12 protein-coding genes are annotated in these 13,107 nt (G+C 72.9%); all 12 read right to left on the reverse strand.

The genetic code is table 11. The annotated features are described in order from the left end of the window. Positions 1 to 8: 8 nt before the first annotated feature. Positions 9 to 1,139 carry a hypothetical protein gene (locus tag ACQEVC_RS40635; RefSeq protein WP_432889039.1) on the reverse strand — a complete coding sequence of 377 codons (1,131 nt, stop codon included), beginning with the start codon at positions 1,137 to 1,139 and terminating at the stop codon, positions 9 to 11. After that, on the reverse strand, positions 1,136 to 1,675 hold the full coding sequence (locus tag ACQEVC_RS40640; protein WP_432889041.1) for a UGSC family (seleno)protein: 540 nt from the start codon (positions 1,673 to 1,675) through the stop codon (positions 1,136 to 1,138). Before ACQEVC_RS40640 ends, ACQEVC_RS40635 begins: the two co-directional genes overlap by 4 nt. Then, a complete protein-coding gene (locus tag ACQEVC_RS40645; protein ID WP_432889043.1) occupies positions 1,668 to 2,204 on the reverse strand; it encodes an aconitase X swivel domain-containing protein in 537 nt (178 codons plus the stop codon). Before ACQEVC_RS40645 ends, ACQEVC_RS40640 begins: the two co-directional genes overlap by 8 nt. Beyond that, complete coding sequence (locus ACQEVC_RS40650; RefSeq protein ID WP_432889045.1) at positions 2,201 to 3,478, reverse strand: aconitase X; 1,278 nt, start codon at positions 3,476 to 3,478, stop codon at positions 2,201 to 2,203. The genes ACQEVC_RS40645 and ACQEVC_RS40650 overlap by 4 nt, the downstream gene beginning before the upstream one ends. A gap of 41 nt (positions 3,479 to 3,519) precedes the next feature. Continuing rightward, entirely contained in the window at positions 3,520 to 4,890 is a 1,371-nt protein-coding gene (locus ACQEVC_RS40655) for an FAD-dependent oxidoreductase (protein WP_432889048.1), read from the reverse strand. Further along, complete coding sequence (locus tag ACQEVC_RS40660; protein ID WP_432889050.1) at positions 4,890 to 6,605, reverse strand: dihydroxy-acid dehydratase; 1,716 nt, start codon at positions 6,603 to 6,605, stop codon at positions 4,890 to 4,892. The genes ACQEVC_RS40655 and ACQEVC_RS40660 overlap by 1 nt, the downstream gene beginning before the upstream one ends. A 23-nt stretch (positions 6,606 to 6,628) precedes the next feature. Then, positions 6,629 to 7,399 carry an SDR family NAD(P)-dependent oxidoreductase gene (locus tag ACQEVC_RS40665; RefSeq protein ID WP_432889052.1) on the reverse strand — a complete coding sequence of 257 codons (771 nt, stop codon included), beginning with the start codon at positions 7,397 to 7,399 and terminating at the stop codon, positions 6,629 to 6,631. A 5-nt stretch (positions 7,400 to 7,404) separates the two neighbouring features. Beyond that, a complete protein-coding gene (locus ACQEVC_RS40670; RefSeq protein ID WP_432889054.1) occupies positions 7,405 to 8,298 on the reverse strand; it encodes an SDR family NAD(P)-dependent oxidoreductase in 894 nt (297 codons plus the stop codon). Between the two features lie 229 nt (positions 8,299 to 8,527). Next, on the reverse strand, positions 8,528 to 9,529 hold the full coding sequence (locus ACQEVC_RS40675) for a zinc-dependent alcohol dehydrogenase (RefSeq protein ID WP_432889056.1): 1,002 nt from the start codon (positions 9,527 to 9,529) through the stop codon (positions 8,528 to 8,530). A 3-nt stretch (positions 9,530 to 9,532) separates the two neighbouring features. After that, entirely contained in the window at positions 9,533 to 10,606 is a 1,074-nt protein-coding gene (locus tag ACQEVC_RS40680; RefSeq protein ID WP_432889058.1) for a transketolase C-terminal domain-containing protein, read from the reverse strand. Continuing rightward, positions 10,603 to 11,493, reverse strand: coding sequence for a transketolase (locus tag ACQEVC_RS40685; RefSeq protein ID WP_432889060.1), 891 nt, complete (start codon positions 11,491 to 11,493; stop codon positions 10,603 to 10,605). Before ACQEVC_RS40685 ends, ACQEVC_RS40680 begins: the two co-directional genes overlap by 4 nt. Next, a complete protein-coding gene (locus tag ACQEVC_RS40690) occupies positions 11,490 to 12,983 on the reverse strand; it encodes an aldehyde dehydrogenase (RefSeq protein WP_432889062.1) in 1,494 nt (497 codons plus the stop codon). Before ACQEVC_RS40690 ends, ACQEVC_RS40685 begins: the two co-directional genes overlap by 4 nt. Positions 12,984 to 13,107 lie beyond the last annotated feature (124 nt).

Below are 13,107 nucleotides of genomic sequence, written 5' to 3' on the forward strand. Positions count from 1 at the left end.
CCGGGCAGCTATCCGGTCCCGCCCACGGGTACGACGCACGGACGATCGCCCCTCGGCCCGAAGGTCTCCACCACGGCCGAGACTCCCGAGTTCGACGCACCGGCGACCACCACCAGCACCGCCTCCGGCGACGTCAACACATGCACCCGACCCGCGCCGACCGTCGAGTCGGGATCGGTCTCCGCCTCGCGGTCCGGCACGGCGTCCGGATGGTCGCCCGGCACCCGCCACCGCGACTTCCGGGAGACGCTCCCCTTGCCCACCCGGTCCAGCCCGGCCCGGCTGCGCACCGCCGCACCGTGCACGAACTCCCGGATCCGGGGCTTGTCCCAGCCGGCACCGGCGAGCAGGTGGGCGTGCTCCGGGCTGAGCACCAGGCAGGCGCTGATCGTCTCGTGCAGCAGCGCCCCGGTCCGGGCCACCGTGTCGGCGAAGTCCCGGAGCAACTGTTCCGGTACGCCGGTGTGCCGGGCCTCGACGTGCACGACCGAGCGGATCGTCATCGCGGTCACCGTGCTCTGCCCGGCCGGGAAGCCGTACTCCGCGGGCAGCGGCGCCCAGGGGCTCTCCTCCTCGTTCTCGGCGATGCAGAGGGTGTACTTGGCCGGCGTGCCCTGGGTCGCCTGGTCGAGTTCCCGGGGACGCAGGCCGAACGCGTTCAGCGCGGTGAGCCGGAGCGCCCGGCCGATCGTCGCGTTGGCCCGGAAGCCCGGTCCGAAGACGTTGCCCCGGCTGTTCAGCCCGATCCGCTCCCGTACCGGTCCGTTCACCACCAGCATCGGCGCGGTACCGGTGGTGCTCTGCCAGATGCCCTTCGCGAGGTAGCCCTCGGCGGCGAGCGAGTCCCAGGCCGCCAGCACCACCGGGAAGTACTCCGGTCGGCAGCCGGCCATCGCCGCGTTCAGCGCGGCCAGCCGCACCGTGCAGTGCCGGTTGAGGTGCGGCATCGCGAAGACCACGTCGTCGGGGTCACGGTCGGTCCGGGCCAGGAACCGGTCGAGCAACGCCTGGTCACAGGGGACCACCGGCAGTCCGTCCGTCCAGCCGCGTTCGTAGCAGTACTCGATCGCGTCCTGCACGGCGGCGGGGTCGAGCACCCCGCCGCCGTCGGACCCGACCGGCAGGCCGGTCGTCGTCATTCCACCCCCAGGATCTCCAGGATGTGCGGTGTCATCCGGACCACCCGCTCCCGGACCTCCGCCAGGGTGAGGCTGGCGACCGGGTGCGGGGTCAGCAGGTACCGGAAACCGGGGAAGCCGTAGGCCCTGGCCATGGCATCGGCCGGAATCTTGAACGGCTCGGTGCAGATCGAGACCGCTGGGATGCCGCCACGCTCCAGCAGAATTCCGTCGGCCAAACTGGCCGCGCTGCACGAGCCTCAATCACCGATGGCCGCGACGGCGAAGTCACACTCCTGCACGATCCGCTCGGTCAGGGTCTGGTCGACCGGCGTGCCGAAGTACGACTTGGTGTACATCACCACCTCGCGGACGCCGTACCGCTCGCGCAGGTGGTCGCCGATCTCGGCGAGCAGCACCGACCCGTTCGGCTTGCCGTTGTCCAGCAGGCCCAGTGTGGCGCCCCGCAGGCTGCCCAGCCGGGGCGCCAGGGTGGTGTCCGCGCCCCGCTCGGCGTCACCGGTCGGGTCGAGGATCACCCCCGCCCAGTCACTCATCGCTCCCTCCGTCCACTCGTCGCCGCGACCCGACACCGGTCTGCGGCCGGCCCGACCCGACACCGGTCTGCGGCCGGCCCGACCCGTCGCCAGTCTGCCGCCGGCCGCCCCTGGTCACCACGACCAGGCCGTTGTCGGCGTCGACGCGTACCCAGTCGCCGGTCTCGATCACGTCCAGCGGGTCCTGGTCGAGATCGGTGACCGCCGGTACCCGGGTCACCACCACGCCGAGCGCGATCTTCGTGTTCATGTAGTTGAAGATCATCGCCTTCGGGGCCGAGCCGGCCAGCCGCGACATGTGGAACATGCCGGACCAGCCGGAGGAGCCCTTCGCGCCCGGGAAGACCAGGATCCGGTCCTTGAACGACTGGCCGGCGAGTTCGTGCCGGGACTCGATGATCCGGCCGCCGGTCGGCTCGATGCCGCCCCAGCCGGAGATGCTGTCCCGGGTCACCAGCGCCTCGCCCTCGGCCACCCCGCCGACCAGTCCCCGGCCGTGCAACATGATGGTGGCACCCGTCGCCGTCATCGCAACTCCCCCTGCCAGCGGCCGGTCAGCGCCGACTCCACGCACTCCTCGGTACTGCCGAACCAACCCTGCACCTTCATGATCGCCGGCAGGTAGTGCACCTGCTTGGCCGAGTCGGTGGCGATCACCCTGGTCCCCTTCGGCAGGAACTGCCCGATCGCCGGGCAGGTGTCGCTCATCAGCAGCGCGCCGGCGTCCCGGAGGATCCGGGCGTAGCCGTTCTGCTCGGCGACCTGCCGGATGGCGCGCGGGGTGAAGACCCAGAGCGCGCTGTCGGGATGCACCCGGCGGCCCTCGACCAGCCGGCAGACGTCCCGGATCTGGCTCAGCGTCGCGTGTGGACAGCCGATCATCACCAGGTCCACGTCGGTGTCCCGGGCGGTGTGGTTCAACTGCTGGTACGTCTGCCGCCGCTCCCGCTCCCCGTACCGGAGGGTCTGCACCGGCCGGCGCGGACCGAACGCCTCCGCGACGCTGCCGGCCTCCACCGTCGTGCCGGGGATGTGGTACATCTCGACCCCGCCGGACGAGGCGGCGGCGGCGCCGAAGTGCTTGAGCTTGACCAGGTTCGGCACCTCGGTGATGCCGTCCAGCACCGGCACGCCCTCCTGGACCAGCTCACCCACGTAGTAGCCGAGCAGCCCCCAGTCCAGGCTGCTGTGCACCGGCTCGGCGACCTCGACCAGGTGGCTGCCGAACCGGTTCTCGGCCAGGTGGTAGCCCCAGTACGGGATCTTCCCGGTCAGCATCGCCGCCGCCGCGCTCTCCCGACCCTCCACATTGGTCCGGGCGCCCAGCACCGAGTTGACGTAGACCACCGCCGAGGACTCCATCCAGGCGCAGTGCTCCCCCTTCACCGGCACGTTGCCGACCTGGTACGGCGTGCAGGTGTTCATCAGGTGGATGCCGTGCCGGGCGCTGTACGACTCGGACTCCTCGATCGCGTCGTGCGCCTCCTGGCTGAGCCCCTGCACCTGCCAGTGCCGGGTGTCCATCGGCCCGATGAGCTGATAGCTCTGCGCCCGCATCGGAGTGATCTCCACCGGTTTCGGGCTGTCCAGGCTGAACTCCGAGAAGACAGCGTCCGGGCCGGCGTGCCCGCAGAGCTGCATCTGCCGGGGACCGAAGATGTTGGCCCCACAGACGTTGTCGGTGTCCACCAGGCGCTCGGCGCCGAGCACCTCGCCGTACCGGATCAGCAGGTCCATCGCGGCCTGCACCGCCTCGCCCTGCTCGCCGTCGCGCATCCGCCGCTCGTCGTCGGTCAACCGCACCGTCCGTCACCTCCTCCGCTCGCCGGCTGCGACACCGGCGCTCACCACGTCGTCCCCAGGTACGCCCCGTCCTCGGTCAGCCGCTTCTGCAACCGCGTCACGTCCACCTCGCCGCCGGCCACCCCGGCGCCGAGCGCCAGGTCCGCCGCCGTACCCGCCGCCTGGCCCATCGCGAAACACGGGCCGGTGACCCGGGCCGACGACTGGCCGTCGTGCGTCATCGAGGCGCACCGGCCGGCGACGTAGAGGTTGGCCAGCCGCTGCGGCACGATCATCCGGAACGGGAGCTGGTTGAAGCCGCGCGGGTCCTCGCCGTTCGGCCAGCGGATCACCACGTCACCGGCGACGTGCGCCTCCACCGGCCAGCCGTTCACCCCGATGGTGTCCGGGAAGTCGACACAGTCCAGGATGTCGTCGCTGGTGAGCTGGTACGGCCCGACGATCCGCCGGGTCTCCCGGATGCCGATCGACGGGGCGATGTCGACCACGTAGGAATCGGCGAAGCCGGGGACCTGCTCCCGGAAGAACGGGAACTGGTCCCGGATCTGCCGCCGGCCCTGCAACTCGCCGAGGCTGAGCTGCTCGACGTCGGTGCCGTCGATCGCGCTGCCGTCCGGGTTGCTGAGCTGGGTCATGTTGGCCCGCCACTCCAGCGGGTTGCGCTGCGGGCGCACGATCGGCTTCTTCCGGGCGAACCGGAACGTGCCGGCCCGCTCGGCCGCCTCCATCAGCTCGGGCAGCCGCTCCCGCTCCCGGATCGCCGTCCCGGCGTCCACCCCGTTGATCCGGAACATCAGCGACGGATACATCATCCCGGCGTCGGCCGGAGTCTTCTCGTACGGAGCGCCGGCCCAGGCGGCCAGGTCGGCGTCGCCGGAGCAGTCGACGAAGAACCGCCCGACGATCGCGCCCCGGCCGGACTTCGACTCGACCAGTACGGCGCGCACGGTGTCGTCGGCGCCCATCACCACCCCGACGGCGAGGGCGTGGAAGAGCACCTTCGCCCCCGACTCCACCACCAGGTCGTCGGTGGCGATCTTGTACGCCGAGATGTCGTACGCCTGGGCCAGGATCCGGTTGGCGAAGGAGAGGTGCGGCGGGTTCAGCCCGTCCAGCGCGGCCATCCGGGCCAGCAGGTCGTCGGCGAGCCCGTGGATCACCTGGCGGTGCTCGCCGTGCACGTTGGCGTGCAGCCCGCAGAAGGTGCTCAGCCCACCGGCGCTGCCCGCCCCGCCGAGATAGCCGTACCGCTCGATCAGGATGGTGGACCGGCCGGTCCGGGCGGCGGCGGCCGCCGCCATCACCCCGGCCGGTCCGCCGCCGAGCACCACCACGTCGTACTCGCCGAGCACCGGGGTACGCCGCCCCGGCTCGACCAGTTCCCCGCCGCCTTCCCCGCCGCCGGACGTCATCACTCGTTCCCCTCCTCGGTCAGCACGGAACCCTTGGTCAGCACGGCGCCCTTGGTCAGCACGGCGCCCTCGGCCACCGGGGTGACCAGCCGTTCGTAGACGGCGAGCCAGCCCCGCTCGCCCGAGTCCGGCCGGGCCCGGAACCGCTGCCGGCGCTCCGCGAGCACCTCGGCCGGGACCAGCAGGTCGACCGTGCGGGCGGAGACGTCGATGGCGATCCGGTCACCCTCCTCGACCAGCCCCAGCGGGCCGCCGACGGCCGCCTCCGGGGACACCTCGGCGACCACGATCCCGGTGTTGACCAGCCCGGACATCTGCCCGTCGGTGACCACCGCCACCTGGTCGCCCAGCCCCGCCCCGTCCAGGGCGAAGACCACCGCCGAGGCCATCCCCATCCCCGGGCCGCCCTTCGGGCCGAGTCCGGCCACCACCACCACATGGCCGGGCCGAATCTCTCCGGCGGCCAGCCCGGCCAGCGCGGCGTCCCGGCTCGGGTAGACGATCGCCCGGCCCTCGAACCGGGCCGGCCCCCGGTCGTCGACCGGCCGCTTCACCGCCGCCCCGTCCGGAGCCAGCGAACCGCGTACCACCACGATGCCGGGGCGGCGGCCGAGCGGGCGGTCGACCGGCCGGATGATCTCCTCGTCCGCGACCGTGACGCCGGCCAGCACCTCGCCGAGGGTCTGCCCGGTCACCGTACGGGCCGACAGGTGCAGGTGGCCGGCGAGCTGCTTCAGCACCGCCAGGGCGCCACCGGCCGCCTCGAACTCCTCGATGAAGTGCGGCCCGTTCGGCCGGATCGCGGCCAGCAGCGGCACCTCGTCGGCGTACCGCTCGAACAGCGCCGGGACGTCGACGGCGCGGCGCGCCTCGACGGCGACCGCCTGGAGGTGTTTGATCGCGTTGACCGAGCCGCTCACCGCCAGCAGCACGGTGACGGCGTTCTCGAACGCCTCCGGGGTGAGGATGTCGCTCGGCCTCAGCCCCTCGTGCACCATCGCGACGATCCGCTCGCCGGCCCGACGCACGTCCGCCCACATCCGCGGGCTGTTGGCCAGCACCGGGGTACTGCCCGGCAGGGTCATCCCGAGCGCCTCGCTGGCGATGTGCATCGAGTTGGCTGTCCCCATCCCGGCACAGACCCCCGGCCCCCGGATCGCGTTGTCGCTCATCTCGGTCAGGTCGGGCAGCGAGAGGCGCCCGGCCGCCACGTGCCCGGCGGCGAGGAACACCTCCTCGATGTCGACGTGCTCGCCCCGGAACCGGCCGCTGGGCTGGTAGCCGCAGCCGACCACGATGGTCGGGATGTCCAGCCGGGCCGCCGCCATCAACTGGCCGGGCGCGGTCTTGTCGCAGGAGGCGAGGCAGACCATCCCGTCCAGCAGCGCGCCCTCGACCGCCACCTCGATGTCGTTCACGATCAGGTCCCGGCTGGGCAGGATGTACCGGCCGTCCCGACCGGCGCTGGTGATGAAGTCGCTGGGCGCGGCGGTACGCACCTCGAACGGCACCCCGCCGGCGGCCCGGATCGCCTCCTTCAGCGGCGGCACGATGTCGTCCAGGTGGCTGAAGCAGATCGCCAGGTTCGACGAGGAGTTGACGATGGCGATCTTCGGCTTCGTCATCTCCTCGTCGGTCAGGCCGAGGGCACGCCACTGGGCCCGCCGGACGGCCCAGCGGGAACTGCCGACCGCGAGGTTGCTGCGCAGGGTCATGAGGTTCTCTTTCCGCTGGGTGGTCAGGCGTTCAGCGCGCCGTCGATCAGGTGGGTGGCACCGGAGACGTAGCTCGCCTCGTCGGAGAGCAGCCAGGTCGCCAGGTGCGCCACCTCCGCCGCGGTGCCGTACCGGGCCAGCGGAATCCGGGCCACCACCCGGTCGTACGCGCCCTGCGGGTCGTCCGGGTCCACCTGCACGGTCAGGTCCCGGGCCATCCGGGTGTCGATGTGCCCCGGCGCGATGGTGTTGACCCGGATCCCGTACGGCGCACCCTCCAGCGCGGCGCACCGGGTCAGCCCGATCACCCCGTGCTTCGAGGCCACGTACGGGCTGAACGTGGCGCTGCCCCGGATCCCGGCCATCGAGGCGGTGTTCACGATCGCGCCGCCGCCCTGCGCCTTCATCACCCGGAGCACCTCGCGCAGCCCCAGGAAGACGCCGCGCAGGTTCACCGCGATCACCCGGTCGAAGTCGTCGACGCCGAGTTCGGTGATCGGGGCCATCCGCCCCTCGATGCCGGCGTTGTTGAAGAACGCGTCGATCCGGCCGTACGCCGCGACCGCGTCGGCGACGTAGCCGGCCACCTCGGCCTCCTGGCTGACGTCCGCCCGGACCGCCCGGACCCGGCCGCCGCCGCCCAGCTCGGCGGCGGTGGCAGCCAGCGCCTCGGCGTCCCGGTCCACCAGCACCACCCGGGCGCCGTCGGCCAGCAGCCGCTGTCCCACCGCCCTGCCGAAACCGGCGGCGCCGCCGGTGACGACCGCGACCCGATCCTCGAATCTGCCTGCCATCGCGTTCAGCTCGCCTTTCCGTTGACCGTCGGAGGATCTGTCTGCCCGACCGGGGGCACGCGATCGAGGACCGGGTTGGCCCGGTCGAGGATGTTGTCGGCCCGCTCCCGGATCCGGTCGTCCCAGTAGGAGTCGGTCAGCGCGTACAGCTGGTCGGCGCGGATCGCCGCGACCAGGTGTTCCGCGACCTCGGCCGGGGACATCCCCTCGGCCAGCCGGGCGTGCATCAGCTCGCGCCTCTCCCGGCCGGCGACCGCACCCGGGGTCTCGGTCTCGTTGCGCAGCTCGCTCGGCCGGTTCCGGCTGCCGAGGAAGAGGTTCGTCGCGATGATCCCGGGACAGAGCGCGGTGACACCCACCGGTACGCCCCGGGTCCGCAGGTCGGCGTAGAGGGTCTCGGTCAGCGCCAGTACCGCGTGCTTGGTGATCCCGTACATGTTGGCGGGACGGGTCAGCGCCGTCATCGAGGCGGTGTTCACCACGTGCCCGCCCTCGCCGTGCGACAGGATCAGCGGGAGGAAGGTCCGCACCCCGTGCACCACGCTCCAGAAGTTGACCCCGACGGTCCAGGCCCAGTCCCGGTCGGTCGCCTCCCAGATCGCCCCGTCGAGATAGCCCTCGACCCCGGCGTTGTTGCAGATCACGTGCACCTTGCCGAACGCGTCGACCGCACGGGCCGCGAGGTCGCGCACGGCGGCCGGATCGGAGACGTCGGTGCGTACCCCGATCACCTGGTGGCCGTCGGCGGTCAGCTCGGCGACCGCCCGGTCCAGCGCGTCGGCCTGGACGTCGGCCGCGACGACCCGCATCCCCTCCTCGGCGAAGCGCTGCGCGAACGCCCGGCCCATCCCACTGCCTGCGCCGGTGACCACGGCGACCCTGCCCCGGAACTCCCTCACCTGACTCCCTCCCTCTCCCCGCCCACGCCCGTCCGCCGACCGAACGCGCACTCGACCCAGTCGCCGGTGCCGCCGGTCACGGCCGTCCGCCGACCCGGCACGCTCGCGACCCCGTCGCCGCCCACGCCCGTCCGCCGACCGAACGCGCACTCGACCCAGTCGCCGGTGCCGCCGGTCACGGCCGTCCGCCGACCGGGCACGCTCGCGACCCCGTGGCCGGTGCCGCCGGTCACGGCCGCACCAGGACCCGGACCAGGTCGCCGGGGCGGCGCAACCGGACCAGGGTCTCCGGTACCTCCGCCAGCGAGACCCGCTCGCTGACCAGCGCCGCACCGTCGACCCGGCCGGCCAGCAGGTGCGCCACCGCCTGCTGGTAGTCGTCGGCGTCGAAGGCGCAACTGCCGACCACCGTCAGTCCCCGGCCGACCAGTCCCCGGGCGTCCAGCGACTCCGGCTCGGAGTTCAACGCGACCTGCACGCCCACCCCACCCGGTGCGAGCACCGCCACCGTCTCGGCCAGCGCACCCGCCGCGGCCGAGCACTCGTAGCCGGAGCCGAAGGCCAGCCCGTGCTCCGCCGCGTAGCGGGCCAGCGAGGTGACCCGGCTGTCCAGCACCACGTCCGCGCCGAGCGCCTCGGCGGCGGCCCGCCGCCCGGCGGAACGGCCGACGGCGACGACGGTGCCGGCGCCGGCCAGCCGCAACGCCAGGATCACGTTCAGCCCGATGCTGCCGACCCCGTAGACCACGGCCGGCGCGCCGGGCTCGGGCCGGCCGAGGCGTACCGCCCGGAGCGCCACCGCCAGCGGTTCGGCATGCGCCCCGAGTTCCGGCTCGACCTCGTCCGGCAACGCCACGAGCTGCGCCTGCGGTACGGCGACGTACTCCGCGTACGCCCCCGGGGCGGTCAGCCCGAGGTTGGGCAGGGCCTGGCAGCGGAACGGCAGTTGGTGCCGGCAGGACCGGCAGGTGCCGCAGCCGCCGAGCGGGTTCACCGCGACCGGCTGACCGATCCGCCACCGGCCGGCGTCCCGACCCCGCTCGGCGATCCGCCCGGCGAACTCGTGCCCGAGCACGTGCCCCGGCACGGCCCGGCCGTGCTCGACCATGTGCACGTCCGAGCCGCACAGCCCGCAGGCGTCGACCGCGACCACCACGCCGTCCGGGGCGGGCACCGGATCCGGCAGTTCGGCCAGCTCGGTGCCGCCCGGCACGCAGACGACGGCGCGCATCGTTCAGGCCCCGACCAGCGCCCGGGCCCGCCGGGCCACGCCGTCCGGGGTGAGGTCGTAGTGCGCGTGCAGCGCGGCCGGCACCCCGACCTCCAGGTCGACGTCGGGCAGCGCCAGGCTGTCGAGATCCGCCGGTACCCGCTGCCGGCCCAGCACCTCGGCGACGATCGAGCCGAGCCCGCCGATCTCGTTGTGCTCCTCGACGGTGAGCAGCTTGCCGGTGCGCTCGGCCGCCGCCAGCAACGCTTCCCGGTCGAACGGCTTCAGGTAGACCGCGTCGAGCACCGCCGCCTCGATCCCCTCGGCCGCCAGCGTCTCGGCGGCGGCCAGGGCGAGACCGACCCCGATGCCGTACCCGATGATGGTCAGGTCGTCGCCGGGGCGGACCTCGACCCATTTGCCGTACGCGAAGGCCGGCGGCTCCGGATAGACCGGCAGGGTGCCCTCGCTGACCCGGTAGAAGACCGGGCCGTCGTGGTCCACGGTGGAGCGGAGCAGCCCGACGGTGGCGTTGCTGTCCGCCGGAGCCACCACGGTCAGGTTGGTCAGGGTACGCGCGATGGCGATGTCCTCGACCGCGTGGTGACTGGTGCCGAAGAACCCCATCGCCAGTCCGGAGAGCCGGGCCACGAACCGCACCGGCAGATGGTTGTACGCCACGTCCGTGCGCAACTGCTCCGCGCACTTGATCGCTCCGAACGGCGCCATCGACAGCACGTACGGCCGCAGCCCGCTCGCCGCCATTCCGGCCGCCGCCGAGATGGTGTTGGTCTCGGCGATGCCGAACTCGAAGTACCGTCCCGGGTGCCGCGCCCGCAGGTCGGCCAGCACCGCGCTCATGTCGGCGGAGAGCGCCACCACCCGGTCGTCGGCGTCGGCGAGCCGGGCGATCTCCACGCCGACGGGGTTGGTCTTGACCTGGGTGTGCCCCTTGTCGTCGGCGAAGACGTCGACCATCTTCTCCCGCGCCTCCGGGGCCGGCGTCTCCCGCCTCTCCGCTGCCGGCGTCTCCGGCGCGTCGGTTGCCGGGGCGGTGGGGTCCGGGCCGGTCGCGGCCGGGACCTGGGTGTCGGTCATGGCATCCTCGCTTCGATCTCGGCGCGCGCCCGGTCGCGCTGTTCCGGGGTGAGATGGCCGAGGTGCCAGGACTGCGGCGACTCCTCCATCATCGCCAGGCCCTTGCCCTTGCGGGTCCGGGCGACCACGCAGACCGGCCGTCCCTCGCCGACCGGGGGCAGCGCGTCGAAGGTCTCGCAGAGCGCCGCCACGTCATGTCCGTCCACCTCGACCGCCTGCCAGCCGAACGCGGTGAAGCGGTCGGCGACCGACTCGATGTTGATGGCCTCGGAGGTCGGGCCGTGCCCGGAGAAGCCGTTGGCGTCCACGATCGCGACCAGCCCGCCGCCGAGGCGGTAGTGGCCGGCGGCCATGATCGCCTCCCAGACCTGTCCCTCCTGGATCTCGCCGTCGCCGGTGAGTACGAAGGTGCGGTAGTCCCGGCCGGTGAGCCGGCCGGCCAGGCTCATGCCCAGCCCGACCGAGAGGTTGTGGCCGAGCGACCCGGAGCTGAAGTCGACGCCGGGGGCGAGCCGCATGTTCGGGTGGTCGTTCAGCGGGCTGCCGATCTGGCCGAAGGTCTCCAGCCATTCCGCCGGGTAGTAGCCGAGGTCGGCGTAGACCGGCCAGAGCCCGGTCGCGACGTGCCCCTTGCCGAGCAGGAACCGGTCGCGGTCCGGCCAGTCCGGCTGGCCCGGGCGCAGCCGCAGGGTGTGGTAGTAGAGCACCGAGAAGATCTCCGCGCAGGAGAAGGTGCTGGAGTAGTGGCCGAGGCCGGCCCGGTCGATCAGGTCTATCGTGCGCAGCCGGATCCAGTCCGCCCGCCGGGCCAGCTCGGCGTGGCTGACCCGCCGGCCACGCTCCAGTTCGGTTCTGTCGCTGTCGGGTTTCTCCACGGTTGCTGTCATCGCCCCATCCCTGTCGTCCGGGTACCGCGCACTTCTCGAACCGGCTCGCCGGCGGTCACGTACATCGACTTGACGTTCTGGTAGGAGGCGATCGCCTCGGGGCCGTTCTCCCGGCCCACTCCGCTGGCCTTGTAGCCGCCGAACGGGGCGGTGACGTCGGGCGCGTAGCCGTTGATGCCGATCGTGCCGGTCCGGATCCGGCGGGCGACGGCGAGACCGTGCGCGATGTCGCCGGTGAAGACGCTGCCGCCCAACCCGTACGCCGAGTCGTTGGCGAGCGCGACCGCCTGCTCCTCCCCGTCGTACGGCAGTACGCAGACCACCGGTCCGAAGATCTCCTCCTGGGCGATCCGGGAACCGTTGTCGACGTCGGCGAAGACCGTCGGGGTGAAGTAGAAGCCCCGGTCCAGCCCGGCCGGTCGGCTCCCGCCGGTGACCAGCCGGGCACCCTGGTCGAGTCCACTCGCGACGTAGTCGGCGACCCGGTCCCGCTGGCGGGCGCTGACCAGCGGCCCCATCGTGGTGCGCTCGTCCAGCGGGTCGCCCAGGACGAACCGGTCGGCCACCTCGCGCAGCGCGTCGACCAGCTCGGCGTACCGGGATCGGGGGGCGAGCACCCGGGAGAGCAGGAAGCAGGTCTGCCCGGCGTTGCCGAACGACCCGACGGTCAGTTGCCCGGCCACGGTGTCGAGGTCGGCGTCCGGCAACACGATCGCGGCCGACTTGCCGCCCAACTCCAGCGACACCGGCCGGAGCAGTTCACCGCAGATCGCCCCGATGGCCCGGCCCGCGGCGGTGGAACCGGTGAAGGCGATCTTGTCCACTCCCGGGTGCCGGACCAGGTACTCCCCGGTGTCCCGGCCGCCCGGCACCAGGTTGACCACCCCGGGCGGCAGCTCCGCCGCCTCGGCCGCCTCGGCCAGCAGGTACCCGTCGAGCGAGGTCTCGGCCGCCGGCTTGAGCACCACCGCGCAGCCGGCGGCGAGGGCCGGGGCGAGCTTGGCCATGGTGAGCGCCTGCGGGTAGTTCCACGGCACGATCAGCCCGACCACCCCGAGCGGCTCGTGGCGTACCACGGTGTGGCCGGGGCGCATCGCCGCCGGGCGTACCTCCTCGGTCGCCCGGTGCCGGGTCAGCTCGGCGTAGTAGCGGAGTACGCCCACCGGCCGCTGCACGCTGTAGCGTCGGGAGACGGCGAGCGGCTGCCCGATCTCCTGGCTCACCAGCCGGGCCAGCTCGTCGGCACGGTCCTCGATCGCACCGGCGAGCCGCTCCATGGCGTCGGCCCGCTCGGTCGCCGTACTCCGGCCCCACTCCCCCGCGTCGACGGCCTGGCGGGCCGCGCGTACCGCCGCGTCGACGTCCCGCTCGTCACCCCACGGTGCCGAGCCCAGTGGCTCCTCCGTGGTCGGGTTGACCAGGGTGACGGTCCGGCCGGACGCCGGTGCGTGCCAGGTCCCGGCCCGGAACACGGTGGTCCTGGTCAGCACCGGGTCCATCCTCGAAGCGGAGTTTCCACTGCTCTCCTCTCCATCGGCCCGCCGCCGGCCACCGGCCGGGCCGCGCCGCTCCTGACTGTCTGATCAGTGCTGCTCCTGACTGTCTGATCAGTCA

The sequence above is a fragment of the Plantactinospora sp. CA-294935 genome, from assembly GCF_050936445.1.
Classification (GTDB): domain Bacteria; phylum Actinomycetota; class Actinomycetes; order Mycobacteriales; family Micromonosporaceae; genus Plantactinospora.